Origin of the sequence: Massilia sp. (assembly GCF_032106685.1) — a bacterium.
Taxonomy (GTDB): domain Bacteria; phylum Pseudomonadota; class Gammaproteobacteria; order Burkholderiales; family Burkholderiaceae_D; genus Telluria.
Window position 1 is genome coordinate 1 of record NZ_DAMCPG010000049.1, and the last position, 25,018, is coordinate 25,018.

Here is a 25,018-nt window from a genome sequence, read left to right on the forward strand (position 1 = left end):
CCGGCGTGGCCTGCGTGAACCGCATCTATACCGACCTGGCGGTGATCGACGTCACCCCCGAGGGCCTGCGCGTGCTGGAGATGGCGCCGGGCCTCGCGTTTGAAGATTTGCAGGCAGTAACGAGCGCGCCCCTGCTGGCGCCGAATGAAGGAGAAACAGCATGACCGACGCATTCATTGTCGATGCCATCCGCACCCCGATCGGCCGCTACGGCGGTGCCCTGAAAGACGTGCGCGCCGACGACCTCGGCGCCATCCCGCTGCGCGAACTGGTGCAGCGCAACCCGGGCGTGGACTGGAGCCAGGTCGACGACGTGGTCTATGGCTGCGCCAACCAGGCCGGCGAGGACAACCGCAACGTCGCCCACATGGCCTCGCTGCTGGCAGGCCTGCCGGCCGAGGTGCCGGGCACCACCGTGAACCGCCTGTGCGGCTCGGGCATGGACGCGATCGGCACCGCCGCGCGCGCCATCAAGGCCGGCGAAACGCAACTGATGATCGCCGGCGGCGTCGAGTCGATGACCCGCGCGCCTTTCGTGATGGGCAAGGCCGAAACCGCGTTCTCGCGCCAGGCCGAGATCTACGACACCACCATCGGCTGGCGCTTCCCGAACAAGCAGATGAAGCACCTGTACGGCACCGATTCCATGCCGGAGACGGCCGAGAACGTCGCGGTCGACTACCAGGTCTCGCGCGAGGACCAGGACCGCTTCGCGCTGGCCAGCCAGCGGAAGACGGCGCGGGCCCAGGCCGAGGGACTGTTCGCCGACGAGATCGTGCCGGTGCTGATCCCGCAAAAGAAAGGCGACCATATCCGCTTCGAGCGCGACGAGCATCCGCGCGAGACCAGCATCGAGGCGCTGGCCAAGCTGAAGGGCGTGGTCCATCCGGGCGGCAGCGTCACCGCCGGCAACGCCTCGGGCGTGAACGACGGCGCCTGCGCGCTGCTGATCGCCAGCGGCGAGGCGGCTGCGAAGTACGGCCTGACCCCGAAGGCGCGCATCGTCGGCATGGCCACCGCCGGCGTGCCGCCGCGCGTGATGGGCATCGGCCCGGCGCCGGCGTCGAAGAAGCTGCTCAAGCAGTTGGGCATGTCGATCGACCAGATGGACGTCATCGAGCTGAACGAAGCGTTTGCCTCGCAAGCGCTGGCGGTGCTGCGCGAACTCGGCGTCGCCGACGACGATCCGCGCGTCAATCCCTACGGCGGCGGCATCGCCCTGGGCCACCCGCTGGGCATGAGCGGCGCGCGCCTGGTCACCACCGCGATGTACCAGCTGCACCGCACCGGTGGCCGCTACGCCCTGTGTACCATGTGCATCGGCGTGGGGCAGGGCATCGCGATGGTCATCGAGCGGGTCTGAAACCGCCCGGCCACACGATTCATAAGAAGAGAAGCAGGAGACAAACATGATTCACCAACACTTCGCACCCGGGAGGCTGCCATGATCGGCAACTTCGTCGGGGTGCTGTTCGACGGCGTCGCCTACGGGGCGCTCTTATTCCTGATCAGCGTCGGCCTGTCGGTCACGATGGGCATGATGAACTTCGTGAACCTGGCCCATGGCGCCTTCGCCATGGTCGGCGGCTACGTCTGCGTCAGCCTGCTCAGCAAGCTCGGCCTGCCGTTCCTGGCCACGCTGCCGCTGGCCTTCGTCGCGGCGGCCGTGGTCGGCCTGCTGCTCGAGCGCACCCTGTACCGCCAGCTGTACAGAGCCACGCACCTGGACCAGGTGCTGTTCTCGATCGGCCTGACCTTCATGGCGGTGGCCGGCGCTACGTTTCTCTTCGGCCCGACCCAGCAGCCGGTGCACCTGCCGGACTGGCTGCGCGGCCAGGTGCACGTGCTCGGTCTCGACCTCGGCGCCTATCGCCTGTTCCTGATCGCGGTCGTGGTGCTGGTGACGCTCGGCCTCTACCTGCTGATCGAGCGCACCCGCTTCGGCGCCCAGATCCGCGCCTCGGTCGACAACCAGACCGCGGCCGAAGGCCTGGGGATCAACGTCAGCCGCGTGTTCTCGCTGACCTTCGCGCTGGGCTCGGGCCTGGCGGGCCTGGGCGGGGGCCTGGGCATCGACGTGCTCGGCCTGGACCCGAGCTTCCCGATCAAGTACATGGTCTACTTCCTGCTGGTGGTGGCCGTGGGCGGCGCCGGTTCGATCAAGGGTCCGCTGATCGCAGCCCTGATCCTCGGCGTGTTCGACGTCGCCGGCAAATACTACGTGCCGGAAGTGGGCGCCTTCGTCATCTACACGCTGATGGTCGTGCTCCTGATCCTGTTCCCGTTCGGCCTCGTACGGAGGAAAGCATGAACGCCTATTCCACTTCGGCCATCAAGGCCAAGGCCGCCGCCGGTTCGCCGGAGGCGCAGGCCGACACCGCCACGGCAGCGGTGAACCACCGCGCGCTGCGCCTGCCCAACGACCGCTGGAAGGCGTTCGAGATCGTGTTCTGGCTGCTGCCTGTCGCGTCTTACTTCCTGTTTCCCGACTACCTCGTGCTGGTCAGCCAGATCATGATCATCGGCCTGTTCGCGATGTCGCTCGACCTGATCCTGGGCTACGCCGGCATCGTCTCGCTCGGCCATGCCGCCTTCTTCGGCCTGGGCGCCTACACGGCCGGCCTGCTGTCGGTGCATGGCTGGGGCGAACCGGTCTCCGGCCTGTTCGCGGCGGCCGCCGTTGCTGCGGTGGCGGGCTTCCTGGTCAGCTTCCTGGTCGTGCGCGGCCAGGACCTGGCGCGCCTGATGGTGACGCTGGGGATCGGCCTGATGCTGTTCGAGGCCGCCAACAAGGCCGCCTTCATCACCGGCGGCGTCGACGGCCTGTCGGGCATGGTGATGGCGCCGCTGTTCGGCGCCTTCGAGTTCGACCTCTACGGCAAGACCGCATTCTGGTACAGCTTCGCGGTGCTGTTCATCCTGTTCGTGGCGATGCGGCGCGTGGTGAATTCGCCCTTCGGCCTGTCGCTGCGCGGCATCCGCGAGGGCGGACGCCGGATGCCTGCGATCGGCGCCAACGTCGACCGCCGCCTGGTGGCCGTGTTCACCCTGGGCGCCGCGGTCGCCGGCGTGGCCGGCGCGCTGCTGGCCCAGACCACCCAGTTCGTGGGCCTGGACGTGCTGGGCTTCCCGCGTTCGGCGGAACTCCTGATCATGCTGGTGCTGGGCGGTACCGGCCGCCTGTACGGCGCGCTGATCGGCGCCGCCGTGTTCATGGTGGCCCAGGACAAGATCTCGGGCTTCGACCCCACCTACTGGCAGTTCTACATCGGCCTCTTGCTGGTGCTGATTGTGCTGTTCGCACGCGGCGGCATCCTGGGCGGGCTGGAAAAGATGTACGTGCGCATTTTCAACAAGACGCAGCGCAAGGAGGCAGCATGACCGATACCCTGCGTACCGAGGGCCTGTCCAAGCAGTGGGGCGGCTTCAAGGCGAACACCGACATCTCGCTCACTTTCGAGCCGGGCGCGCGCCACGCGCTGATCGGCCCGAACGGCGCCGGCAAGACCACCTTCATCAACCTGCTCACCGGCGGCTTCCCGCCCAGCAGCGGCAAGGTGTTCCTGGGCGGCGAGGACATCACCAGGCTGCCCCAGCACGAGCGCGTCAAGCGCGGCATGACCCGTACCTTCCAGATCAACACCCTGTTCGCGGGCATGACCGTGCTCGAGTCGGTGATGCTGGCGATCTGCGAGCGCCGCGGCCTGCAGAAGGTCTGGTGGAAGACGGTGGCGAAACACGCCGACGTGGTCGATGAGGCGATGGCCCTGCTGGCCACCCTGAAGCTCACGAACGAGGCGAACAGCATCACGCGCAGCATGGCCTACGGCAAGCAGCGCCTGGTCGAGATCGCGCTGGCGCTGGCGACGAAACCGAAGATCCTGCTGCTGGACGAGCCGGCCGCGGGCATCCCCTCGGCGGAATCGCGCGAGCTGTTCGAGGTCATCGCCGGCCTGCCGCGCGACGTGACCGTGCTCTTCATCGAGCACGACATGGGCCTGGTGTTCCGCTTCGCCGACCGCATCACGGTACTGGTGGGCGGCAAGGTGCTGACCGAAGGGACGCCCGAGGAAATCGCGGCCGATCCGCGCGTGAAGGAAGTCTACCTGGGGGAGGCCGAACATGCCTGAACTGCTGGCTTTGGACAAGGTCACCGCCGGCTACGGCGAGTCGATCGTACTGGAAGACGTGTCGTTCGCGATGAACGAGGGCGACAGCCTGGCCCTCCTGGGCCGCAATGGCGTCGGCAAGACCAGCCTGCTGGTGACGCTGATGGGCCTGACGCGCCTGCACAAGGGTTCCATTCGCTGGGCCGGCGGCGACATCGCGCGCGTGCCGACCTGGAAGCGCTCGCGCGCGGGCCTGGGCTGGGTGCCGCAGGAGCGCCACATGTTCCCCTCGCTCACCGTCGAGGAGCACCTGACGGTGGTCGAGCGGCCCGGCCCCTGGAACCTGGCCAAGGTCTACGAGATCTTCCCGCGCCTGCACGAGCGCCGCGCCAACATGGGCAATCAATTGTCGGGTGGCGAGCAACAAATGTTGGCCATTGCCCGCGCCCTGATGACCAATCCGCGCATCCTGCTGCTGGACGAGCCGATGGAAGGCCTGGCGCCGATCATCGTGCAGGAACTGGTGCGCGTGATCCGCCGCCTGGTGGCCGACGAAGGCATGTCGGTGATCGTGGTCGAGCAGCACGCGCGCCTGGCGCTGTCGCTGACCGCGCGCGCCATCGTGCTGGACCGCGGGCGCATCGTGCACGACTCGGATTCGGCCAGCTTGCTGGCCGATGGCGAAAAGCTGGACCGGCTCGTCGCGGTCGCTTGATCGTACCCGTGACCTATCCGAACGAAACCGATGGCGGTGGCGCGACCGCACCGACCGCCATAGGGACGTAGGCTGGACGGGTGTCCCGTCCACGCGTCGATCGTTATCGGCTCCGATACCGAGAGCGTTGATCTTGCTGCCAACGATCACCGCGTGGACGGCGGAGCCGTCCACCCTACGGGTATGTAGAGACGTTTCGGTTTCACACAGCCCTGACAAGGGCACATAAAACCAAGGAGACAAGGTGTCAAACAAACTGAACAAAACCCGCCGCACCATCCTGCTCGGCGCCGCCGCGCTGTCCACCGGCCTGGCCGCAGCCGGCGTCCACGCCGCCGAACCCCTGAAGGTCGGCCTGATCGTCCCGATGTCCGGCCCCTTCGCCTCGACCGGCAAGCAGGTCGACGCCGCCGTCAAGCTGTTCATGCAGCAGAACGGCAGCACGGTCGCTGGCCGCCAGGTGCAGATCATCCTGAAGGACGACGGCGGTGTCTCGCCCGACGTCACCAAGCGCATCGCGCAGGAACTGGTCGCGCGCGACAAGGTGCAGGTGCTGGCCGGCTTCGGCCTGACCCCGCTGGCCTTTGCCGCGGCGCCGGTGGCGACCCAGGCCAAGGTGCCGATGATCGTCATGAACGCGGCCACCTCGGTCATCCCGCAGCGCTCGCCCTACATCGTGCGGAGCGGCTTCACGCTGGCCCAGGTGACGGCCCCGATGGCGCAGTGGGCGGCGAAGAACAACATCAAGTCGGTGGTAACCTTCGTCTCCGACTACGGCCCCGGCATCGACGCCGAGAAGGTGTTCGTGAAGGACTTCACCAAGGCCGGCGGCAAGATCGTCGCCACCCTGCGCGCGCCGCTGCGCAACCCGGACTACGCGCCTTTCCTGGCGCGCGTGAAGGACGCCAAGCCGGACGCCGTGTTCGTCTTCGTGCCGTCGGGCGAGGGCGCCGCCGTGCTGAAGCAGTTCACCGACCGGGGCCTGGCCGCCGCCGGCATCAAGCTGATCGCCACCGGCGACGTGCTCGACGACGACCTGATGCCGTCGATCGGCAACGCCGCCCTGGGCGTGGTCAGCAGCCACCACTATTCGGCGGCCCACCCGTCGCCCGAGAACAAGGCCTTCGTCGCCGCCTTCGCCAAGGCCAACAAGGGCATGCGCCCGAACTTCCACGCGGTCGGCGCCTACGACGGCATGCAGATGCTGTACGCGGCGCTGAAGAAGACCAATGGCGACAGCAGCGGACCGAAACTGGTCGACGCGATGAAGGGCCTGGCCTGGAACAGCGTGCGCGGCCCGGTCTCGATCGACCCGGCCACGCGCGACATCGTGCAGACCGTGTACATCCGCAAGGCCGAGCAGGTCGACGGCGGCATCTACAACGTGGAATTCGACAAGGTCGAGAAGTTCAAGGACCCGGGCGTGGAGTAGGGTGGGCGGTCCCCGCCCACGCGGGGATACGCGCAGAAAGATCAGCCACGGGTGCCCCGGTTTTTGCGACCGATAGCCCGCGGCGTGATCCGTAGGGTGGGCACTCGTGCCCACGCGGATTCAACATACCACGATCAGAACAGGCAACAGCCCCGCGTTCATGTGCAAGCGGTCTGACGGTGATGGTGCCGATGGTCGAACGATGAGACCGCGTGGGCACAGGTGCCCACCCTACGAAAACCGCAGCTATCTCACGCCTCGCGCGCCACCTTCAACGCCAGCGGCGCCCGGCTCTGCTCGTTGTTCTCCCTGACCAGCTTGCCCAGCAAGTCCATGAACTGCGCCTGCTCCGCCTCGCTCAGCGGCGCCAGCAGCCGGTCGCGCAGGCGCTGCGCCCCCGGCACCAGTTCGCCCAGCAGGCGGGCGCCGGCGGGGGTGATGCTCAAGGCCCGCTGGCGCCGGTTATGCGGCAGCACCTTGCGCTCCAGCAGGCCCTTTTCCTCGAGCCGCGCACACACCGCCGCCCCGGTCGAGGTATCGATCGCCGCCAGTCCCGCCAGCGAGACCTGGTCGATGCCCGGATGCTCGGCCAGCCGGCTCAGGATCGCGTACTGCACCGGCGTCAGTTCGTCGCCCATCTCGTCGTAGAACAGGGATACCGAGATCTGCTGCGCGCGCCGCAGCAGGTGGCCCGGGTGTTGGTACAGATCGCGCATCCTGGCTTCGCTGTCGTGTGCTTTTTCTGTCGGCATGGTTCTATTCGAAACGTGGTGCAGTGCACCATCAAAAAGTGTGAAAACAGAGTTTACTTTGTCCGGCAAACGCGTGATACTTTTTTAAACATTCAGTGTACTGAATATAGACGAGAAAGATTAAAGGAGACAAGAATGTATCCAAAGAATGCCTGGTACGTTGCCTGCACCCCCGACGAAATCGACGGCAAGCCGCTGGGCCGCCAGATCTGCGGCGAGAAGATCGTGTTCTACCGCGGCCAAGGCGGCAAGGTCGCCGCAGTCGAGGACTTTTGCCCGCACCGCGGCGCGCCGCTCTCGCTCGGTTTCGTCCGCGACGGCAACCTGGTCTGCGGTTACCACGGCCTGGAGATGGGCTGCGAGGGCAAGGCGATCTCGATGCCCGGCCAGCGCGTGCGCGGTTTCCCGTGCATCCGCAGCTATGCGGTGGAAGAGCGCTACGGCTTCATCTGGGTCTGGCCGGGCGAGAAGGCATTGGCCGACCCAGGCACCATCCACCACCTCGAATGGGCCGACAACCCGGAATGGGCCTATGGCGGCGGCCTGTACCACATCAATTGCGACTACCGCCTGATGGTCGACAACCTGATGGACCTGACCCACGAGACCTACGTCCACGCCTCGAGCATCGGCCAGAAGGAGATCGACGAGGCGCCGGTGACGACCAAACTGGAGGGCGAGCAGGTCGTGACCAGCCGCTTCATGGAGAACATCATGCCGCCGCCGTTCTGGCAGGCGGCCCTGCGCGGCAACGGGCTGGCCGACAACGTCCCCGTGGACCGCTGGCAGATCTGCCGCTTCAACGCGCCGAGCCACGTGATGATCGAGGTCGGCGTGGCGCACGCCGGCAAGGGCGGCTACCACGCCGCGCCGGAACACAAGGCCTCGTCCATCGTGGTCGACTTCATCACGCCCGAGACCGAGACCTCGCACTGGTACTTCTGGGGCATGGCGCGCAACTTCAAGCCGCAGGACCAGGAACTCACGAAGACCATCCGCGAGGGCCAGGGCAAGATCTTCAGCGAAGACCGCGAGATGCTGGAACTGCAGCAGCAGAACATCCTGCGCCATCCGGAGCGCAAGCTCCTGATGCTGAACATCGATGCCGGCGGCGTGCAGTCGCGCCGCATCATCGATCAGTGGATCGCGCGCGAACAACAACAGGAGCAGGCGGCATGAGCAGCGTACAAGGTGCGATCGAAGTCAGGGTCGCCAGCCGGACCTGCGAGGCCGACGGCATCTGCAGCTACGAGCTGGTGCGCACCGACGGCCAGCCCCTGCCGGCTTTCGAGGCCGGCGCCCACGTCGACGTCCACCTCAACGACAAGCTGGTGCGCCAGTATTCTCTCTGCAACGCGCCGGGCGAGACCCACCGCTACCTGATCGGCGTGCTGCGCGACGCCGATTCGCGCGGCGGCTCGCAGGCCATGCACGACCACGTCGACACCGGCTCGGTGCTGCGGATCAGCGAACCGAAGAACCACTTCCCGCTGGTCGATGCGAAGCGGACGGTGCTGCTGGCCGGCGGCATCGGCGTCACGCCGATCCTGGCGATGGCGGAAGCGCTGGCGGCGAAAGGCGCGGCCTTCGAGATGCACTACTGCGCGCGTTCGCCGGAAAAGGCGGCCTTCAAGGAGCGCCTGGCCGGCTGCGGCTTCGCGTCCCGGGTCCGGTTCCACTACGACAGCGGCGACGCCGCCCAGAAGCTCGACCTGCAGGCGCTGCTGGCGCAGCCGCAGGCCGACACCCACGTCTACGTCTGCGGCCCGCAGGGCTTCATCGACTACGTGATGAACACCGCGAAGGCACAGGGCTGGCCGGCGGCGCAACTGCACGTCGAGTACTTCAGCGCGGCGGCGGTCGACACCTCGGGCGACGGGGCCTTCGAGGTCAAGCTGGCGTCGAGCGGCAAGGTGGTCACCATCCCGGCCGGGAAGACCGTGATCAAGGTGCTGGAAGAACAGGGCGTGGTGGTTCCCTATTCCTGCGAGGAGGGGGTTTGCGGCACCTGCCTGACGCGCGTGCTCGAAGGCGTGCCCGACCACCGCGACATGTATTTGACCGAGGAGGAGCAGGCGGCGAACGACCAGTTCACGCCGTGCTGCTCGCGCTCGAAGACGCCGGTATTGGTGCTGGACCTGTAGGGTGGGCGCCCCGTGCCCACGCGTTACGGCCGTGGGCCTGCACCGGCGACCGGAAATCGTCGTCCGCAAACGGTGCGATTTCGGTACACGGTTGCGAGTCCAGTAGGGTGGGCGCCCCGTGCCCACGCGTGAACGATGAGCAGACGTGGCCTTCGACAGGCCGACGTGATGAAGGCGTCACGCGTGGGCACGGGGGCGCCCACCCTACGTGGGCCGGCTTTGCGTCCCCGCGCCGCGCGTGACGTGCAGCACGCGGCTGGGCTGGCGCACCTTCGCCGTGTGCCAGACGCCGCGCGGCACCAGCACGGCGCCGCTGCCTTCCAGCGTGGTCGTAACGATCTCGCCATGCTGGTCGAGCAGCAGCTCGACCGCCCCCGCCAGCAGGTAGACGAATTCGTCGCCCTCCGGATGCATCTCCCAGTTCGGCCAGTCGTGCGTGTAGGCGTATTCGCTGATCACCCAGCCTTGGCCGTAATGCGCGAACTCCTCGGGCGGCAGGCGCCAGAAGCCGGCGCCGTCGATTGCCTGTGCCTTGCCGTCCGGCGCCAGGTGGACGTAGGTGTGCTCGGGATGAAGGGACATGTGCGCTCCTTTGGTAACGCGTATGGTCCCGTCATCCTAGCATGAGGCTTACAGCCCGTCGATGAACCCGATCACGGCCTGCTGGAAGGCGGCCGGCTGCTCGATCGCGCTCAGGTGCGAGGCGTCGGGCAGGACCACGAGACGCGCATCGGGAATGCCGTCGGCCAGGGTGTGCGCCATCGCCACCGGCGTCCCCTGGTCCAGTTCGCCCGCGATCACCAGGGCCGGCGCCTTGATCTGCCCAAGGCGGCCGGTGGTGTCGACCTGGCCGACGGCGTTGCAGCAGCCGACATAGCCGGTCGGATCGGTGCCGGTCAGGCGGCGGCGAAAGCGCGCCACGGTCCCGGCTTTCTCGGCGCGGAAGGCGTCGTGGAAGTAGCGGCCCATGACCGCGTCCGCGATCGCCTCGATGCCCTGTTCGCGCACGGTGGCGATGCGTTGTTCCCACACCGCGCGCGCCGCTTCCGGGTAGCCGCTGGTGGTGTTCGCCAGCACCAGGGCGCGCACCAGCGACGGATGGCGCAAGGCGAGTTCCTGGCCGACCATGCCGCCCATCGACAGGCCGACCCAGACCACCGGCCCGGTATCGAGTTCGCGCAGCAGGCGCGCGGCGTCGTCGGCGAGGTCCGCCATGGAGTACGGCGCGTCCGGGGCGTCCGAGCTGCCGTGGCCGCGGTGGTCGTAGGCGATCACGCGGCAGTCGATCGCCAGCGCATTCGCCAGCGCATCCCACATCGTCAGGTCGCAGCCCAGGGCGTGGCTGAGCACGACCGTATGGCGCGGCGCCTTGCCGCTGCGCGGTTCGCGCACGCTGTAGTGCAGCGCCGGCGCCGAGGCGGTCCTGCCTTCGCGGCCGATGCCGGTGTGGGCGGCGTCGACGGGCGCCGCAGGCGCGAGTTCGTAGCCGATCTGTCCGCCCACCTCGCGCAGGATCGCCAGGGTGTGCGTGAACGCGGTGTTCGCGGCCGGCACGCCGGCGTAGATCGCCGACTGCATCAGGATTTCCTTGATCTCGTCCGGCGTCAGGCGGCTGCCTTCGTCGCCCAGCAGGGCGGCGCGCACGTGCAGCTCGAACTCTTCCCAGCGCCCTAGGGCGATGGTGATCGACAGGACGATGGCGCGCCGGGTCTTGTGCTCCAGCCCCGGCCGGCCCCAGATCTCGTTCCAGGCGTAGCGCGTGATGAAGTTCTGGAAGTCGGCGTTGAAGCCGGTGGCCTTGTCCAGGGAACGGTCGACCCAGGCGTCGCCGAGGACGTTGCGGCGGTTCTGCAGGCCGCGCTCGAAGTCATGGTCCAGGGGATCGAAACTCATGCGGTGTCTTTACTCTTGAAAAGGGTGGGTGGCATCGAAAGCGGCCATGTCGGCGCGCAGGGATTGCAGCTGGCGTTCTGCCAGGCGGCGCGCGGGCTCGGCGGCGGCGAGCGGGTCGAACACCCGCGCCAGGCCGTCGAGGTCGACCTGGCCGGACAGCGCCGGATCGGCCTGCACGGCGGCGCGCAGCAAGTCTTCGAGCCCGTGCCCGGCGCTGGCCCGCCGGGACAAATCTTCGAGCAGCGCGTGCGCCTGCGGCCGGCCAATGGCGCCGGCCAGGTAGCCCGACGCGGCTTCCGCGAACACCAGGCCGTGCAGGGAGGCGATGTTGCGAAGCATGCGCTCCTCGTCGACCCGCAGGCCGGCAAAGGCTTCGTCCAGCGCGCGCAGTGCGCCGTGGGCGGAGAGGAACAGGTTCGGCCATTCGGCCAGCTCGGCCTGCCAGTTGCCGAGACCGCGCTCGTGCTCCTGGTTCATGCAGGCCAGCAGGGCGGCCGCATGCTGGGGCGTGCGGCGGGCGGCGGCCAGCGCGATCATCGACGACACTGGGTTGCGCTTGTGCGGCATGGCCGAGGACCCGCCGCGGCCGGCGCCGGACGGTTCGGCCAGCTCGGCCACCTCGCCCTGGGCCATCAGGCTCAGGTCGGTCGCCAGCTTGCCCAGGCTGCCGGACAGGACGGCGACTTCCATGCCCAGGCGCACCCACTCGTCGCGCTGGGTGTGCCAGGCGCTGTCGGCCGGCTTCAGGCCCAGCTCCTGCGCCATCCGTTCGGCGACGAGGGCGCCGCGCTCGCCCATCGCCGACAGGGTGCCGACGGCGCCGCCCAGTTGCAGCTGCAGGGCGCGCCCGGCCGCCTCGCGGATGCGGGCGCGTGCGCGCACCACCGGCGCCAGCCAGCCGGCGGCCTTGAAGCCGAAGCTGGTCACCTGGGCCGGCTGCATCAGCGTGCGCGCCAGCACCGGGGTAGAAAGATGGCTCTCCGCCAGTTGCAGCAGCTGGCCGCACAGGTCGTGCAGGCCGTCGTCGAGCAGGCGCAGGGCGTCGCGCGTGACCAGCACCAGGGCGCTGTCGATCACGTCCTGGCTGGTGCTGCCCCGGTGTACGTGGCGGGCCGCGGCCTCGTCGTACAGCGCGACGCTGCGGGTCAGCTCCTTGACCAGTGGGATCGCCAGGCTGCCGGCGCGGCGGCCGGCGAGGATCAGGGCCGGGATGTCGTACAGCTCGGCCTTGCAGACGCCGGCGATCGCGCTGGCCGCTTCCTTCGGGATCAGGCCCTCGGCCGCCTGGGCCCGCGCCAGGGACGCCTCGAAACGGAACATGGCCTGCACGACCGCCCCGTCGTCGAACACGGCGATCATGTCGGAGGTGGTCAGGAAACTGTCGAAAATCGAAACGCTCACTGCGGCTCCTGTGGTTTGCTCATGCTTATGCGTAGTCGAAGAAGACGGTCTCCTTCTCGGTCTGCATCCAGATGTCCCAATGATACTGTCCGTCGCCGCTCTTGCGCGCCAGCAGGGTAGCGCGGCGGGCTTCCGGCACCTGGTTCAGGATGCCTGATTCGGCCAGGCCCGTGTCGTCCTCGAGGAAGACGGCGGTGAACTGGTGCTTGACGAGGCCGCGCGCGAACACCGTCACGTAGGCGACCGGCTCGCCGCGCGTGGCCGGCTGGGGCAGCGGCAGGCGGAAGCTGAATTCGCCGTCGGCGCCGCTGGGCGCACGCCGGAAGCCCGGCACCAGGTGCCCGGGCTCGAGCGCCGCGCCCTCGGGCGTCCAGGCCTCGACCTGGGCGTCGTTGATCGGATTGCCGTCGCCATCGTAGATGACGCCGCTGACCAGGATGCTCGGGCCGTCGATCTTCAGGTTGCCGGGCAGCGAGGCGTCGGACGCCCACTTCCAGGCTTCGTGCGAGAACGGGCCGACGGTTTGCGAGGTGGTGATGTTCGTCATGGCGTTCTCCTTACAGGCCCATCGGGGTGGCGTTGCGTCCGCGCAGGACGATATCGAATTCGTAGCCGAGCATCTCGGCGCCGACCGTGTGTTCCAGGCTGAAGCGCGAGACCAGGCGCTGGCGGGCGGCCTCGTCGGGCACGCTCTGGAAGATCGGGTCGTAGTCGAACAGCGGGTCGTTCGGGAAGTACATCTGGGTCACCAGGCGCTGGGCGTACACGTTGCCGAACAGCGAGAAATGGATGTGGGCCGGGCGCCAGGCCTTGTCATGGTTGCCCCAGGGGTAGGGGCCGGGCTTGATGGTGACGAAGCGGTAGCGGCCTTCGTCGTCGGTCAACATCTTGCCCAGGCCGAAGAAATTCGGGTCGAGCGGTGCGGCGTGCTGGTCCTTGCTGTGCCAGTAGCGGCCGGCCGAGTTGGCCTGCCAGACCTCGATCAGCGAATTGCGCACCGGCTTGCCGTCCTCGTCGACCACGCGGCCGGTGACGACGATCTTCTCGCCCAGCGGCTCGCCGGCGCCGACGGCGGTCAGGTCGGCGTCGTGCGGCAGCAGGATGCGCGGGTCGGCATGGATGTTCTGCGTCACCGGCACCGGCGCCTCGATGCGCAGGTTCGGCTGCAGCGGGCCGCGTTTCACGGTCGATTTATAGGCGGGGTAGATCAGTTCCGGCCAGGTGCCCGGCGCGATGCTCTCGAATTTCACGGGGTGTCTCCTTCGGTTGGACTTGTCGATGCCGGAAAATGGTAGGCAAAGTGAAGAATGCTCACAAGCGGTCGAGGTCGCGCGGCATCCGCTCTGCGCACGCTTTGTGCGATACTCGCACAAATTCTTGAATATTTGCTTATGACCGCGGAAACCGAAGCGCCTCTCGCGCGCGACCTCGTCGCCGGCCTGGAAAAGGGCCTGCAAGTGATCGAAGCCTTCGACCAGGAGCGCTCGCGCCTGACCATTGCCGAGGTGGCCGAAGCGACCGGCCTGACCCGCGCCGCCGCGCGCCGCTACCTGATCACGCTGACCCACCTCGGCTACATGCGCCACGAGAACAAGCTGTTCTCGCTGACGCCGGCGGTGCTGCGCCTGGGCCAGTCCTACCTGCATTCGGCGCGCCTGCCGCGCATCGTCCAGCCGCTGCTGTACCGGCTGGCCTATTCGCTGGGCGAGGCGGCCTCGGTCGGCGTCCTCGACGACGACCAGCTGGTCTGCGTGGCCGCGGTCAGCGCCGGCCAGCTGGTGTCGGCCACGCTGCAGCCGGGCACCCGGGTGCCGGCCTATTGCACGGCGAATGGCCGCATGCTGCTGGCCAGCCTGCCGCAGGAGAGCATCGCCCGCTTTCTCGAGCGCGCCGCCCCGGAGCAAATCACCCGCCACACCATCGTCAACAAGGAGCGCCTGGCGCTGGAGATCGCGCGGGCGCGCACCCAGGGTTACGCCCTGGTCGACCAGGAACTCGAGCTGGGCCTGCGCACGGTGGCCGTTCCCCTGCGCAACTTCCGCGGCGAGGTGGTGGCGGCGATGAACGTCAGCGTGCACGCAGGGAGGCTGCCGGTGGAGCAGATGGTGGAGCGGTGTTTGCCGGCGATGATCAAGATCCAGGTCGAACTCGGGGCTCTGCTCTAAGGAAATGGAATAGTGTTAAAAAAGCCACTGCTTTCGCTGTATTGACACAAAGGGTTTGACAGCGGGCTCGGCCTGTCGCAGAGTTTTGAGGTCGTCAGACAACACGCCTGGTGGAGCCGATCATGATACGAGCAAGAAAGATCTTGTTTGGTGTTGCAACGCTTGGCCTTGTCACTCTCCTGGCCGTTGTCGGTTGTGCCGGCCCCATCGGCAGCATCGCGGACACCTTGCTGGCGAACGAGGTGCGCTCCGACGACCACGAATTGCCCCAGACCGCCTATGCCATCCCTGCCTCGGCTGACGGCGTCCAGTTGATCGGCGGCCAGGGAATCGGCCTGGGGTGCAGCCTGCCGCCGGGAGCGCAGGCGCTGGCGTTCACCAGTGGCGCGACCCAGGCCCCGATTGCCCTGCAGATGCGCCAGGCCTGCGTGTTTCACGATTACTGCTATCGCCACGGCAACGCCACCTACGGATATACCCAGGCGGACTGCGACTTCCTGCTGCAACAGCATGCTTTCCGGATCTGCAAGTACGTGAACCGGTATCCCGTCGTCGGCAAGTGCGAGACCGATGCGCGCAAGCTGACCCTGGGAGTACGCCTCGGCGGTTTTACCCCGTTCAGGCGTGCCCGCGCGACCGAGGACGAAGCGGCATCGACCTTCCTCGAATTCGATGCCTATCCGGTGCGTGCCCGGGAATACGAGGTCGTGCAGATCGCGGACGCCCCCGCGGACTGGGTGCGCGCCGGGCACCTGCCGAAAGCGGCCTACGTGTTCAATGTGCGGCCTTCCGGCAGCATCGTCCATATCCGGGGCTGGACGCATGACGGAACGCCGCTTTCCAAGAGTCCGATCGACGTGCGCGGCGCACATGACTTCATCACGGTCCCGCCCCTGGTCGTGCGCGAAGCCCCCGGGGGGAAGGAATGGCTGGTCTGGTGGCAGCGCCTGAGCCTGAACGAGACCGGAGGACGGCTCGCATTGCTGCCGCCCGGCGAAGCGACGCGGGACGACTGGAAAGTGGTCTCGGGCGACATGTCGGGCAGGGCGCTTCGGGAGCTTGCGAAGCAGGGCGCTCCCGCAAACGGCCAGGCCGCCAGGACAGCGTTCGCCTTCGCCGACAACATCGATGCCTTTTTCTCGGAAATCCATGCGATCCAGGGAATGGATCGTCCGGGGCAGGTGCGGCTGGCGGCGATCTCTAAAAATGGTTGTGTTCCAGGTTCGGAATGGGCATGCCTGGTCGACCTGGAACTCGATACGATCGCGCAGAAGCTGAAGGTGTTCGGCGAAAAGAAGAAGCCGCCCATGTACACGGTCAGGGCGGACGCCTGTGCGGAAGGTAAGGGCGCTGGCGACTGCAACGTCTACCGGAATTACGTGACCGCACCCACCGTGTCCCAGCGGCCGGATGGCACGCTGGTCACCTGGTTACTGCGCGGGAAAGATGACAACGGCAAGGGTTACGGCAACGCCGCCATCGTGCGCCGCTTTGCTTTCGGGGCGACGCCCGACGTACCCGCCGTCAAGCGCGACATCCTCGAGCTGGCCGACTTCTCCGAACGATCGGAGCCTGCGATACTGCTCGACGCGGCCGCTCCCAGCCCCGCGTTCCTCAGCCTGGAAAGCGGAAAGAAGACATTTGCGGTGCACATTCGCGCGGTCCCGAAGGAAGGACAGCCAGCGGAGAACAAGGTGGTCTGCGCTGCGCATGCCGATCGTTCCTGGCTGCAAAGATCTGTCGCCTATGTGCAAGACCCGAAGGTGCCGGGTCGTGGCTACCTGGTATTTTCACGCGTGCAGTTCGAATCCCGCGGCAGTGCCGACACACAGGCCAGCGCCGGCCTGGAGCTGTTGGTGACGACGATTTCCGGAAACCGCTGCACGGACCAATGGCAGCAGCGGTTTCCCGGTTTTTTCAAACGACCGAAAGTGGCGAAGACGGCGGACGAGGCCTTCATGTGGTTTGCCGACAAGGTGCGCGGCGGACAATTGGTCGCGGCCGACGTCAGCGGCGACCGCATTCCCGATCTGGTGCAGGTGGGCAGATTGCCGAAGAGCGAGGATTTCGATAGCGCCGTGCTGACCGGCAGCCTGGACTCGGGCGCGCTGCGCTTTACCAGGCTCGGCGCCGCAGCGCACTAAGAGCGCAGGGCCGCGCCGCAAGCGCTTGCAGGCGGCCGTGTCCGGTTCCGGCGCGCGCAGCGGCTCGCCCGGTCCCCGCTTTCGCCCCTTGCAATCGCCCGCCATGACGGTCGCCTTCCACCCCTGGCCCGGCACGCCTCGAGGCCCCGGCTCACATCTGCTTACAAACCGCGCCAGCCATATCTTGAAAAGGCGCTAAGCTCTACCCTTGGAACGCGAAGTGGGTAGCACATCATGAAGACGCAATTGCTTGAAGACATAGGTCAGAGCGCTAATTTTTCCTTTACGCCTCCCAAGGCGGCCGGCACGCCGAAGGCGGAACAACAAGCAGCACCTGTCGCACCTGCCGGGGACGCGCCGGCCGCGAGGTCGCGCGCTGTGTGGCGGCAGAACCCGGCCAGGGTGGCGTCCGAGGACGCGGCAGGACAGGCGGCGCCGGCGCCGCTGGCGGAAGAATCGACCGCCCAGGAACTGGACAGGCTGGTGGAGGAATTGGCCGCCCTGGAAGCGCAGCTCGCGCCGCCGGGGGAACGCCAGGAGCCTGCCCTGGCGCCGGCCGCGATCGGCGCCGAGCCGGCCATCCCGTCGCTGGCGCCCACGCCCCAGCCGGCCACGCATCCATCCGAGCCCGACCCGATGCCGATGCCGCTGCGCGGGGCTGCGGCGCCGCGCGAGCCAAGCTTCGATTTCACCCCGCCCACGCGGCAATCGGCCGAACCGTTCATTGCCGAACCGTTAGCGGCCCAACCGAGCCTGACAGAAGCGCCCGCGGCGGAACCGTTCACGCCTGCCGCGCGCGGGTCGTGGCGCGCGGGGCCGCGCTACCTGGCCTGGGCCGCCTGCCTGCTGGCGGCCGTGCTGCTGGTCGTGGGAGGACGCTGGTGGTATCAGGAGCGCCGCGATGCCGGAGCGCTGGCGGCGATCGCCGGCGCGACGAAGGAAGAGCCGCGCCCGGTCCAGGGCCTGGCTTCGCCGGCGCCCGTCGCGCAAGAGAGCGCCCGGGAAGCCGGCGTCGACGCTGCCGCAGCGCCGCCAACAGCCGCGCGCCGTCCGTCGACGCCCGTGCCGCCCCTCGTGATGCTGGAAGAGCAGCCGGGCGTTCCCGTCAAGCGCGAACTGCCGGTCCAGGCGGCAGCCGCCGTGCAAGCGCCGTCCGCGGCCCCGGCGCCTGCCGCTCCCGTGAAGCCTGCCGCCGTCGTGAAAGAAGCGCCGCCAGCGTCATCGCCCAAGCCGAAGAGCCAGACACCACCGAAGCCGAAAGCACAGACGCCAGCGAAGCCGAAGACGCAGACGCCACCGAAGCCGTCCCGCGCCGCGGCCGTGCCGGCAAAGGAAACGCGCCAGCGCGAGCCGGTGCGCCAGGTCGCGCGTGCATCGGCCGCGCCGAAAGAAGCACCGCTCGGTGCGGAAGACTCGCTGTCGGAAACCTTGAAGGCATGCCGGGCCCACGGCTATCACGCGACCCAGTGCATCAAGCAGGGCTGCAGCATGACCAAATACGGCTTCGCCTGCCGTGGACGCTAGGGTGGTTGCCGCCTGGCGGAATGCGCCGGACCCGCGCGGCCGCGCGCTTCCTGCGCTGCCGTCAGGCGGCGCTCAGGCGGCGCCCAGGTCGCGCTCGTCGGCGCGCAGCGTCAGCACGCGCACGCCCGTGGCCGTCACCGCCACCGTGTGCTCGAACTGCGCGGACAGGCCGCCGTCGCGCGTGACCACCGTCCAGCCATCGTCTTCGTCGCGCACTTCAGGGCGGCCCTGGTTCAGCATCGGCTCGATGGTGAACACCATTCCTTCGCGCAGCGGCATGCCGGTGCGCGGCCGGCCCCAGTGCAGCACCTGGGGCGGCTCGTGCATCTCGCGGCCGATGCCGTGCCCGCAGTATTCGCGCACCACCGAATAGCCGTGCTCGCGCGCGTGGCGCGCGATCGCGTAGCCGACGTCGCCCAGCGTGGCACCGGGGCGTACCGCCTGGATGCCGGCCCACATCGCCTCGTAGGTGACCCGCACCAGCCGCCGCGCCGCGGCCGGCACGTCGCCGACCAGGTAGGTCTTGCTGGAGTCGGCGATGTAGCCGTTCTTTTCCAGCGTGATGTCGAGGTTGACGATGTCGCCGTCACGCAGGAATTCGGTGGTCGACGGCACGCCGTGGCAGACCACGCTGTTGCGTGAGGAATTGAGCACGTAGGCGAAGCCGTACTGGCCCTTGCTCGCCGGGCGGGCCTGCAGTTCGTCGACGATGTAGCGCTCGACCAGGTCGTTCACCTGCATGGTCGACATGCCGATCAGGTCCAGGCCGTCGAGATGGGCGAAGACGCTGGCCAGCAGACGGCCCGATTCGGCCAGCAGCGCGATTTCTTCCGGCCGCTTGATCATGCCGCCCGCGCCATGGGCGGCGCCTCGACCCCGGCGGCGCGCAGTTCGCGCACGACGATCTCGTTGAAGCTCAGCGTCGGGTTCAGTTCGCACAGCATGCCGATCCTGATCCAGAACGCGGCCTGGGCGTTGATGGAGCGGTTGCCGACCGTGCTGGCCTTGCGGACCTGGTCGTGCAGTTCGTCGTCGATGTTTACGATGCCCATGGGTGCCTCCTATATATGATCCATATATGGAGTATATATGCCGGCGGCGTGGCAGGGCAATGCGTTTTATCAGTGCGAACGGGAGCTCAGCGCGGGCGATGCATGCGGCCCGCGCCGAGGCCGACCCACACCACGACGCACAGCACGGACAGCGGCGTCAGGAAGACGAGCGGCGGCGACAGTGCCGGATGCAGGTGGGCGGTGACGGCGCAGCCGACGTTGACCACGGCCGGGACCAGCATGCGCGGCGCGGCATAGCGGTTCAGGCGCCGCACGGCCTCGGCGTCACCGTAGTCGACGAAGTTCAGGATGCGCCGCTCGGGAGCGAAGAACAGCAGGGCGGCGATGCCGGCGAAGAGCAGCGCGAAGACCGGGAAGATGTCGGGCATGTCACGTACGTCCTCATGGTTGGCGTTCGGTGTGGGCGAAGACCTCCGCCGCGCCCGCCTGGGTCTGCTGCCGGAACTCCTTCGGCGTCACCCCGACCAGCTTCTTGAACAGGCGGCTGAAATAGGCCGGGTCCTGGAAGCCCAGCTCGTAGGCGATGCTGGCGATCGGCGCCGGCACGTAGGTCAGCTTGCGGCAGGCTTCCAGCATCAGGCGGTCCTGGGTGATCTCGAAGGCGGACTTGCCCGACAATTTCAGGCACAGGCGGTTCAGCCGCGTCGGCGCCACCCGCAGCAGGTCGCAGTACCGGCCGACCTGCCATTGCTCCTTGTAGTGGCGCTCGACCGCGACCCGGAAACGGCTGAACAGCTCGAAGTCGCCGCGTCCCGAAGTGTCGGCGATGCGCCGTTCGGCATGCGCGCGCACCAGCATCAACAGGGTGCTGCGCGCCAGCCACTCGAGCATCAGGGTGTGGCCCTGGCGCGGCCATGCCGCTTCCAGGATCAGGTTGTGCAGCAGGGCCTCGATGCGCTCGCGCAGTTCCGGCGCCGGGCCCAGGCCAATGGCCAGCGGCTGCACGAACAGCGGCGAGAACAGGTCGCCCTCGTGGCCGGCGGCGGCGAACAGCATGTTCTGGTCGATGGTCAGCACGTAGCCGTGCGCCTCTTCCGAGAAATCGAAACCGTGCGGCAACCCAGGGTGGATGGTCAGCGCCACCGGGGCCGCGCATTCCCACAGGGCGCCGTCGATATTCGCGCGGACCTGCCCGCCAAGTAAAAAAAGTACCTGGAACAGGCCGGCGTGGGTGTGGGTGTCGATATGCCAGTCGTATTTGCGGCTGCGCGTTTCGATCAGCTCGACGTGCACGCCCTCGGCGTCCGTGCCCCGCGTCAGCTCGCCGTAGAGGGCGAACTGCGGGATGCGGGCGGGTAGTGCGGCGTGCTGCGTCGGCATGGCGGCTCACGGAGTTGAACGGAAGAAGTGCAAAAATAGTACAAGTTTTTTCCGGTTTGATCCATTCATATCGCATCGAACGCCGACTAGCATGGCGATATACAAAACACAAACGGAGACTCACATCATGCGCACCCAGGTCGCCATCGTCGGCGCCGGTCCGGCCGGCCTTCTGCTTTCCCATCTGCTGCACCTGAACGGCGTCGAGTCGGTCGTGCTCGAATCGCGCAGCCGTCAAGACATCGAGGCGACGATCCGCGCCGGCGTGCTGGAGCAGGGCAGCATGGACATCCTCATGGATGCCGGCGTCGGCGAGCGCATGCGCAAGGAAGGCGCGCTGCACCACGGCGTCGAGTTCGCCTTCGGGGGGCGCCGCCACCGCATCGACCTCACCGAGCTGACCGGCAAGGCGATCACCGTCTATCCGCAGCACGAAGTGATCATCGACCTGGTCGCGGCGCGCCTGGCCGCCGGCGGGCAGATCCTGTTCGAGACGAGCGAGGTCGCGCTGCAAGGGATGGAAAGCGAGCGTCCCGCCGTCTCCTTCGTGCACCAGGGCGAGGCCCGGCGCGTCGAGGCCGATTTCATCATCGGCTGCGACGGCTTCCACGGCGTGTCGCGTCCGGCGATTCCCGAGGGCGTGCGCCAGGACTTCCAGCGCACCTATCCCTTCGGCTGGTTCGGCATCCTGGTGGAGTCGGCGCCGTCATCAAGTGAGCTGATCTACGCCCAGCACGAGCGCGGCTTCGCCCTGGTGTCGACGCGCTCGCCGACGGTGCAGCGCCTCTACTTCCAGTGCGACCCCAGGGACCACGTCGACAACTGGTCGGACGACCGCATCTGGGCCGAGCTGCACGCCCGCCTCGAACACAACGACGGCTGGAAGCTCAACGAGGGACGCATCTTCCAGAAGGGGATCATCGGCATGCGCAGCTTCGTGTGCGCCCCGATGCGCCACAAGCGCCTGTTCCTGGCCGGCGACGCCGCCCACATCGTGCCTCCGACCGGGGCCAAGGGCATGAACCTGGCGATCTCGGACGTCAAGTTGCTGTCGCAGGCGCTGGAGGGCTTCTACAAGAAGGGCAACGAGGACGGGCTGGACCGCTATTCGGAACAGGCCCTGAAGCGCATCTGGCGTGCCGAGTATTTCTCGTGGTGGATGACACGCATGCTGCATACCTTTGCCGATGCCTCGCCCTTCGAGCGCCAGGTGCAGCGCGCCGAACTGGAGAATGTGGTGGCCTCGCGGGCAATGAGCATGGCGCTGGCGGAGAATTACGTGGGGGCGTTTTAGGTAACCAGGACGCCGGATGCGGCATGGCTGATCGGGTGTCGGCTGAACGCGTGGACGGCGCAGCCGTCCACCCTACGGGTCAGCTCACGTTTACCGTTCTTCAGTCACCGCAGTGAGCAGCGCCACGGCATCATCCGCCCCCATCTTCGCCGCCGCTTCCCTGGCCGAGATCCCGGCCGCGTCGCGCGCCAGCGGATCGGCGCCGCGCGCCAGCAGCAGTCGGGCGATGTCGACGCGGTTGAACATGGCGGCGATCATCAGCGCCGTCTTGCCGTTCGGGCCGGCGGCGTCGACCTGGGCGCCGCTGTCGAGCAGCAGGGTGGCGACCGGCAGGTCGCCCTTGAAGGCGGCGCCGGCGAGCGGGGTCTGGCCGGCGTCGTTCAACAGCTCCGGGTCGGCGCCGTGTTCGAGCAGCACCCGCGCCGCATCGGGATGGCCGTGGTAGCAGGCCAGCATCAGCAGGCTGTCGCCGCGTTCGTTGCGCAGGTTCGGCGGCAGGCCCTGGCCGAGCAGGGTCGCCAGTTCCCCGGCTTCGCCGGTCCGTGCGTGCTGGAACACCCGGCGCACGAAGGCCAGGGTGTCCTCGTCGAGTTCGCTTGGGTTGGCGGGGCGGGGCGGTTCCTGCGCTTGCATCGGCTTCTCCTGTGCAGTGGTCATGAATTCATTACATCACAGGCGTGGAATCGTTGTCGCCGCCGGAAGGAGCGGCCCGACGTTCAGCGCGCAGGGGTGGCCTGGCGTGCCGGCGCCCTCGAACGCAACAGCGGATAGGGATTGATCGCGCCGCCGGCCTCGTAGATGCCGTAGTGCAGGTGCGGCGGCGTGCCAGCCGCGTTGCCGGTGGTGCCGACGTAGCCGAGGATGGTCCCCGCGCGCACCCGCTGGCCGTTCTCGATGTCGGCGTAGCGGTCCAGGTGGGCATAGTAATGACGCTGGCCGCCGGGGCCGAGCACCCAGACCACCTGGCCGCCGAGCCGGTTGGTGCCGACCCGCAGCACCACCCCTTCGGTGCTCGAGATCACGGCGGTGCCGCGTTTCGCGAAGATGTCGATGCCCTCGTGCTTGCGGCCGCCGCCGCGGGCGCCGCCCCAGGTGTCGCGCAGCGCGCGTTCCTGCACGCCGCGCACCGGTACTGGCAGGCTGGTCGGCGCCGGCAGGGAAGCCAGGCGCATCGCATACAACATGTTCTTCACGTAGGGGCCGACCAGGGCATAGGCGCCGACGAACAGGGCGATCAGGACGAGGCTGCGCAGCAGTATTCGCATCGGGGAGCTTTGTCAGGTCGCGCCCGCCGCAGGAAGCAGGGCGCGGAAATGCGCAGGCGCCGGCTGATGCCGGGGCGCCCGCGCCTGAAGGTGTCACCGGCGGCGGCGCTGCGCCGCCGGCGGGCTTACTGCTCCTTGCCCATCACGTCCTGGTCGAGGCTACGTCCGAGCTGCTGGTCCTGCGCGCCGGACTGCTGCGACTGGCCCTGCCGGGAGCCCGGTTGCTGCGAGCCGGATTGCTGCGAGCCGGATTGTTGCGAACCCGACTGCCGCGAGCCCGATTGCTGCGACTGCGACTGCGGGCTCTGCCTGTTGCCGGCCCCGCCACGCGTGCCGGTGCCGAGCGCCGGCGTGACGTCGTCGTCCAGCTCGGCCGATTGGCGGTTGCCGGCGCGGTTGCCCGCGTCGCGTGCCGAGGGCTTGCCGATGCCGCCGTCGCGCACGCCGTTGTTCAGGTTGCCGGTGGTGCCGGTGATGCCGGCGCTGCTGGTGCCGACCCCGCTCAGTTCGTCGTAATTGTTGCCTTTCATGCCGTGGCCTTTGTTCTCGCCCATTCTCGCCTCCTGCGTTCACGTGTCGATGCTTCGATGGTAACTGGCGCCTGTCCACGAACAATAGGAGAGCGGGCGATGCGCCTGTAGGAAGAGTCGGACGGCGTGCGGATTCAATCCGACGACACGATTTTCGCGTCCATGCTAGGCTTGCTTTTCGGCAACTATTTTCAATATCTTCTTTTCGCAATTTCTTTGGAGGAAAAGCGTGCATAACCAGGTCAGAGAATCCGTGATGGACGCGATTGGCAATACCCCGGTGGTCCGGCTCGGGCGCGTCTTTCCCGACGCCCAGGTTGTCGCCAAGCTCGAATACATGAACCCCGGCGGCAGCATCAAGGACAGGATGGTGCGCCACATGTTGCGCGGCATGCCCGCCGGCACCCGGCGCGTGGTCGAGAGTTCGTCGGGCAACACCGGCGCGGCGCTGGCGATGGCCAGCGCCGTCTACGGGCTGGACTGCGACGTCACCGTCCCGGCGACCACCAGCTGCGAAAAGAAGAAGCGCATCGCCGCGTATGGCGCCCGCGTGCATCCCTGCAGCGTCGACGGTGGTCCCGACTATCACGCGGCGGCCGAGGAGATCGCGCGCGACACCGGCGCCTTCCAGCTCGACCAGTACCGCTCGGCGCTGAACCGCGAGGCGCATTACCGCGATACCGGCCCCGAACTGTGGCGCCAGCTGGCCGGCGAGATCGATGTTTTCGTCTGCGGCGTGGGTTCCGGCGGCACGATATCCGGCATCGGCCGCTACCTGAAGGAGCAGCACCCCGGCGTGCGCGTGATCGGCGTCGAGCCCTTGCACTCCGCCTACCGCCATCTAATCACAGACCAGAAACCGGACGGACAGTTCGCCACCGTGGTCGAGGGCGTCGGCAAGCGCCAGCCGGCGTGCAGTTTCGATCCGGCCGTCGTCGACGACGTGGTGCAGGTGCCCGACGAGGAAGCCCTGGCCTGGGTCCAGCGCCTGGCGCGCGAGGAAGGCATCCTGGCCGGCGGATCGAGCGGCTGCGTGAGCGCCGGCATCGCCCGTTTGCTGCCGCGCCTGCAGGGAGCGCGGGTGGCGACGGTGTTCCCGGATTCCGGGGCGTTTTACCTGTCCAAGTATTTCTGAACTGCAAAGGGAAAGCGGTTGGCGGCCGGCGCTGGGCATGACGCTCCAGGTCACCTTGCTCAGTTATAATCACTGCAAGGGCGAGTGGGCAAGAACGCGATCCACGACTGCCTGCCGAACCA

At 67.8% G+C, this 25,018-nt stretch carries 26 protein-coding genes; 13 read left to right on the forward strand and 13 right to left on the reverse strand.

Annotated elements, in window-relative coordinates; genetic code table 11:
- The first annotated feature begins 160 nt into the window (after positions 1 to 160).
- From pcaF to RT688_RS20575, 6 genes are all read left to right on the forward strand, one after another.
- Positions 161 to 1,363, forward strand: a complete 1,203-nt coding sequence (gene pcaF, locus RT688_RS20550; protein ID WP_313706697.1) for a 3-oxoadipyl-CoA thiolase — start codon at positions 161 to 163, stop codon at positions 1,361 to 1,363.
- Between the two features lie 81 nt (positions 1,364 to 1,444).
- Positions 1,445 to 2,311 carry a branched-chain amino acid ABC transporter permease gene (locus RT688_RS20555; protein ID WP_313706698.1) on the forward strand — a complete coding sequence of 289 codons (867 nt, stop codon included), beginning with the start codon at positions 1,445 to 1,447 and terminating at the stop codon, positions 2,309 to 2,311.
- On the forward strand, positions 2,308 to 3,381 hold the full coding sequence (locus RT688_RS20560; protein ID WP_313706699.1) for a branched-chain amino acid ABC transporter permease: 1,074 nt from the start codon (positions 2,308 to 2,310) through the stop codon (positions 3,379 to 3,381). Before RT688_RS20555 ends, RT688_RS20560 begins: the two co-directional genes overlap by 4 nt.
- Entirely contained in the window at positions 3,378 to 4,130 is a 753-nt protein-coding gene (locus RT688_RS20565; RefSeq protein ID WP_313706700.1) for an ABC transporter ATP-binding protein, read from the forward strand. Before RT688_RS20560 ends, RT688_RS20565 begins: the two co-directional genes overlap by 4 nt.
- Positions 4,123 to 4,824 carry an ABC transporter ATP-binding protein gene (locus RT688_RS20570; RefSeq protein WP_313706701.1) on the forward strand — a complete coding sequence of 234 codons (702 nt, stop codon included), beginning with the start codon at positions 4,123 to 4,125 and terminating at the stop codon, positions 4,822 to 4,824. Before RT688_RS20565 ends, RT688_RS20570 begins: the two co-directional genes overlap by 8 nt.
- Positions 4,825 to 5,068: 244 nt before the next feature.
- Positions 5,069 to 6,256 carry an ABC transporter substrate-binding protein gene (locus tag RT688_RS20575; RefSeq protein ID WP_313706702.1) on the forward strand — a complete coding sequence of 396 codons (1,188 nt, stop codon included), beginning with the start codon at positions 5,069 to 5,071 and terminating at the stop codon, positions 6,254 to 6,256.
- Between the two features lie 251 nt (positions 6,257 to 6,507).
- On the opposite strand, the gene RT688_RS20580 is transcribed toward RT688_RS20575, so the two are convergent.
- A complete protein-coding gene (locus tag RT688_RS20580) occupies positions 6,508 to 7,008 on the reverse strand; it encodes a MarR family transcriptional regulator (protein WP_313706703.1) in 501 nt (166 codons plus the stop codon).
- A 135-nt stretch (positions 7,009 to 7,143) separates the two neighbouring features.
- Between RT688_RS20580 and RT688_RS20585 the strand changes: the two genes are divergently transcribed.
- Together RT688_RS20585 and RT688_RS20590 are read left to right on the forward strand one after the other, a co-directional pair.
- On the forward strand, positions 7,144 to 8,187 hold the full coding sequence (locus tag RT688_RS20585; RefSeq protein WP_313706704.1) for an aromatic ring-hydroxylating dioxygenase subunit alpha: 1,044 nt from the start codon (positions 7,144 to 7,146) through the stop codon (positions 8,185 to 8,187).
- Positions 8,184 to 9,152 carry a PDR/VanB family oxidoreductase gene (locus RT688_RS20590; RefSeq protein ID WP_313706705.1) on the forward strand — a complete coding sequence of 323 codons (969 nt, stop codon included), beginning with the start codon at positions 8,184 to 8,186 and terminating at the stop codon, positions 9,150 to 9,152. Before RT688_RS20585 ends, RT688_RS20590 begins: the two co-directional genes overlap by 4 nt.
- 204 nt (positions 9,153 to 9,356) lie before the next feature.
- On the opposite strand, the gene RT688_RS20595 is transcribed toward RT688_RS20590, so the two are convergent.
- From RT688_RS20595 to pcaH, 5 genes are read right to left on the reverse strand one after another with little or no spacing between them, the layout of a single operon-like run.
- On the reverse strand, positions 9,357 to 9,734 hold the full coding sequence (locus tag RT688_RS20595; RefSeq protein WP_313706706.1) for a cupin domain-containing protein: 378 nt from the start codon (positions 9,732 to 9,734) through the stop codon (positions 9,357 to 9,359).
- A 48-nt stretch (positions 9,735 to 9,782) separates the two neighbouring features.
- Positions 9,783 to 11,045: a 3-oxoadipate enol-lactonase gene (gene pcaD, locus RT688_RS20600; RefSeq protein WP_313706707.1), complete on the reverse strand. Its 1,263-nt coding sequence runs from the start codon at positions 11,043 to 11,045 to the stop codon at positions 9,783 to 9,785.
- A 9-nt stretch (positions 11,046 to 11,054) separates the two neighbouring features.
- Positions 11,055 to 12,446 carry a 3-carboxy-cis,cis-muconate cycloisomerase gene (gene pcaB, locus RT688_RS20605; protein WP_313706708.1) on the reverse strand — a complete coding sequence of 464 codons (1,392 nt, stop codon included), beginning with the start codon at positions 12,444 to 12,446 and terminating at the stop codon, positions 11,055 to 11,057.
- A 25-nt stretch (positions 12,447 to 12,471) separates the two neighbouring features.
- Positions 12,472 to 12,993 carry a protocatechuate 3,4-dioxygenase gene (locus tag RT688_RS20610; protein ID WP_313706709.1) on the reverse strand — a complete coding sequence of 174 codons (522 nt, stop codon included), beginning with the start codon at positions 12,991 to 12,993 and terminating at the stop codon, positions 12,472 to 12,474.
- Between the two features lie 10 nt (positions 12,994 to 13,003).
- The gene (gene pcaH, locus RT688_RS20615; protein WP_313706710.1) at positions 13,004 to 13,696 is read right to left on the reverse strand and encodes a protocatechuate 3,4-dioxygenase subunit beta; all 693 of its coding nucleotides are present in this window, start codon (positions 13,694 to 13,696) and stop codon (positions 13,004 to 13,006) included.
- 141 nt (positions 13,697 to 13,837) lie between these two features.
- Between pcaH and RT688_RS20620 the strand changes: the two genes are divergently transcribed.
- From RT688_RS20620 to RT688_RS20630, 3 genes are all read left to right on the forward strand, one after another.
- Positions 13,838 to 14,611, forward strand: a complete 774-nt coding sequence (locus tag RT688_RS20620; protein WP_313706711.1) for an IclR family transcriptional regulator C-terminal domain-containing protein — start codon at positions 13,838 to 13,840, stop codon at positions 14,609 to 14,611.
- A gap of 122 nt (positions 14,612 to 14,733) precedes the next feature.
- Complete coding sequence (locus RT688_RS20625; RefSeq protein WP_313706712.1) at positions 14,734 to 16,755, forward strand: hypothetical protein; 2,022 nt, start codon at positions 14,734 to 14,736, stop codon at positions 16,753 to 16,755.
- Positions 16,756 to 17,133: 378 nt separating this feature from the next.
- Positions 17,134 to 18,279, forward strand: coding sequence for a hypothetical protein (locus RT688_RS20630; RefSeq protein ID WP_313706713.1), 1,146 nt, complete (start codon positions 17,134 to 17,136; stop codon positions 18,277 to 18,279).
- Positions 18,280 to 18,351: 72 nt separating this feature from the next.
- Here RT688_RS20630 and map read toward each other — a convergent pair whose 3' ends face one another.
- From map to RT688_RS20650, 4 genes are all read right to left on the reverse strand, one after another.
- Positions 18,352 to 19,125 (reverse strand): type I methionyl aminopeptidase, encoded by a 774-nt coding sequence (gene map / locus RT688_RS20635; protein ID WP_313706714.1) that lies wholly within the window; start codon positions 19,123 to 19,125, stop codon positions 18,352 to 18,354.
- On the reverse strand, positions 19,122 to 19,331 hold the full coding sequence (locus RT688_RS20640) for a ParD-like family protein (protein WP_313706715.1): 210 nt from the start codon (positions 19,329 to 19,331) through the stop codon (positions 19,122 to 19,124). The genes map and RT688_RS20640 overlap by 4 nt, the downstream gene beginning before the upstream one ends.
- A gap of 86 nt (positions 19,332 to 19,417) precedes the next feature.
- On the reverse strand, positions 19,418 to 19,720 hold the full coding sequence (locus tag RT688_RS20645) for a hypothetical protein (protein ID WP_313706716.1): 303 nt from the start codon (positions 19,718 to 19,720) through the stop codon (positions 19,418 to 19,420).
- 13 nt (positions 19,721 to 19,733) lie between these two features.
- Entirely contained in the window at positions 19,734 to 20,672 is a 939-nt protein-coding gene (locus RT688_RS20650; protein WP_313706717.1) for a helix-turn-helix domain-containing protein, read from the reverse strand.
- A gap of 127 nt (positions 20,673 to 20,799) precedes the next feature.
- On the opposite strand from RT688_RS20650, the gene RT688_RS20655 reads away from it, so the two are divergent.
- On the forward strand, positions 20,800 to 21,966 hold the full coding sequence (locus RT688_RS20655) for a 4-hydroxybenzoate 3-monooxygenase (protein WP_313706718.1): 1,167 nt from the start codon (positions 20,800 to 20,802) through the stop codon (positions 21,964 to 21,966).
- Positions 21,967 to 22,056: 90 nt separating this feature from the next.
- On the opposite strand, the gene RT688_RS20660 is transcribed toward RT688_RS20655, so the two are convergent.
- From RT688_RS20660 to RT688_RS20670, 3 genes are all read right to left on the reverse strand, one after another.
- The gene (locus tag RT688_RS20660) at positions 22,057 to 22,599 is read right to left on the reverse strand and encodes an ankyrin repeat domain-containing protein (protein ID WP_313706719.1); all 543 of its coding nucleotides are present in this window, start codon (positions 22,597 to 22,599) and stop codon (positions 22,057 to 22,059) included.
- 83 nt (positions 22,600 to 22,682) lie between these two features.
- The gene (locus RT688_RS20665; protein ID WP_313706720.1) at positions 22,683 to 23,231 is read right to left on the reverse strand and encodes a M23 family metallopeptidase; all 549 of its coding nucleotides are present in this window, start codon (positions 23,229 to 23,231) and stop codon (positions 22,683 to 22,685) included.
- Between the two features lie 125 nt (positions 23,232 to 23,356).
- Positions 23,357 to 23,785, reverse strand: a complete 429-nt coding sequence (locus tag RT688_RS20670) for a hypothetical protein (RefSeq protein ID WP_313706721.1) — start codon at positions 23,783 to 23,785, stop codon at positions 23,357 to 23,359.
- Positions 23,786 to 24,017: 232 nt separating this feature from the next.
- On the opposite strand from RT688_RS20670, the gene RT688_RS20675 reads away from it, so the two are divergent.
- On the forward strand, positions 24,018 to 24,896 hold the full coding sequence (locus tag RT688_RS20675; protein ID WP_313706733.1) for a cysteine synthase family protein: 879 nt from the start codon (positions 24,018 to 24,020) through the stop codon (positions 24,894 to 24,896).
- Positions 24,897 to 25,018 lie beyond the last annotated feature (122 nt).

What these genes read in the sequence shown, in the direction of transcription:
- pcaF (WP_313706697.1), top strand. Translation starts at nt 161, where the DNA reads ATGACCGACGCATTCATTGTCGATGCCATCCGCACCCCGATCGGCCGC.
- RT688_RS20555 (WP_313706698.1), top strand. Translation starts at nt 1,445, where the DNA reads ATGATCGGCAACTTCGTCGGGGTGCTGTTCGACGGCGTCGCCTACGGG.
- RT688_RS20560 (WP_313706699.1), top strand. Translation starts at nt 2,308, where the DNA reads ATGAACGCCTATTCCACTTCGGCCATCAAGGCCAAGGCCGCCGCCGGT.
- RT688_RS20565 (WP_313706700.1), top strand. Translation starts at nt 3,378, where the DNA reads ATGACCGATACCCTGCGTACCGAGGGCCTGTCCAAGCAGTGGGGCGGC.
- RT688_RS20570 (WP_313706701.1), top strand. Translation starts at nt 4,123, where the DNA reads ATGCCTGAACTGCTGGCTTTGGACAAGGTCACCGCCGGCTACGGCGAG.
- RT688_RS20580 (WP_313706703.1), bottom strand. Translation starts at nt 7,008, where the DNA reads ATGCCGACAGAAAAAGCACACGACAGCGAAGCCAGGATGCGCGATCTG.
- RT688_RS20585 (WP_313706704.1), top strand. Translation starts at nt 7,144, where the DNA reads ATGTATCCAAAGAATGCCTGGTACGTTGCCTGCACCCCCGACGAAATC.
- RT688_RS20590 (WP_313706705.1), top strand. Translation starts at nt 8,184, where the DNA reads ATGAGCAGCGTACAAGGTGCGATCGAAGTCAGGGTCGCCAGCCGGACC.
- RT688_RS20595 (WP_313706706.1), bottom strand. Translation starts at nt 9,734, where the DNA reads ATGTCCCTTCATCCCGAGCACACCTACGTCCACCTGGCGCCGGACGGC.
- pcaD (WP_313706707.1), bottom strand. Translation starts at nt 11,045, where the DNA reads ATGAGTTTCGATCCCCTGGACCATGACTTCGAGCGCGGCCTGCAGAAC.
- RT688_RS20610 (WP_313706709.1), bottom strand. Translation starts at nt 12,993, where the DNA reads ATGACGAACATCACCACCTCGCAAACCGTCGGCCCGTTCTCGCACGAA.
- RT688_RS20620 (WP_313706711.1), top strand. Translation starts at nt 13,838, where the DNA reads ATGACCGCGGAAACCGAAGCGCCTCTCGCGCGCGACCTCGTCGCCGGC.
- RT688_RS20625 (WP_313706712.1), top strand. Translation starts at nt 14,734, where the DNA reads ATGATACGAGCAAGAAAGATCTTGTTTGGTGTTGCAACGCTTGGCCTT.
- map (WP_313706714.1), bottom strand. Translation starts at nt 19,125, where the DNA reads ATGATCAAGCGGCCGGAAGAAATCGCGCTGCTGGCCGAATCGGGCCGT.
- RT688_RS20640 (WP_313706715.1), bottom strand. Translation starts at nt 19,331, where the DNA reads ATGGGCATCGTAAACATCGACGACGAACTGCACGACCAGGTCCGCAAG.
- RT688_RS20645 (WP_313706716.1), bottom strand. Translation starts at nt 19,720, where the DNA reads ATGCCCGACATCTTCCCGGTCTTCGCGCTGCTCTTCGCCGGCATCGCC.
- RT688_RS20650 (WP_313706717.1), bottom strand. Translation starts at nt 20,672, where the DNA reads ATGCCGACGCAGCACGCCGCACTACCCGCCCGCATCCCGCAGTTCGCC.
- RT688_RS20655 (WP_313706718.1), top strand. Translation starts at nt 20,800, where the DNA reads ATGCGCACCCAGGTCGCCATCGTCGGCGCCGGTCCGGCCGGCCTTCTG.
- RT688_RS20660 (WP_313706719.1), bottom strand. Translation starts at nt 22,599, where the DNA reads ATGCAAGCGCAGGAACCGCCCCGCCCCGCCAACCCAAGCGAACTCGAC.
- RT688_RS20665 (WP_313706720.1), bottom strand. Translation starts at nt 23,231, where the DNA reads ATGCGAATACTGCTGCGCAGCCTCGTCCTGATCGCCCTGTTCGTCGGC.
- RT688_RS20670 (WP_313706721.1), bottom strand. Translation starts at nt 23,785, where the DNA reads ATGGGCGAGAACAAAGGCCACGGCATGAAAGGCAACAATTACGACGAA.
- RT688_RS20675 (WP_313706733.1), top strand. Translation starts at nt 24,018, where the DNA reads ATGGACGCGATTGGCAATACCCCGGTGGTCCGGCTCGGGCGCGTCTTT.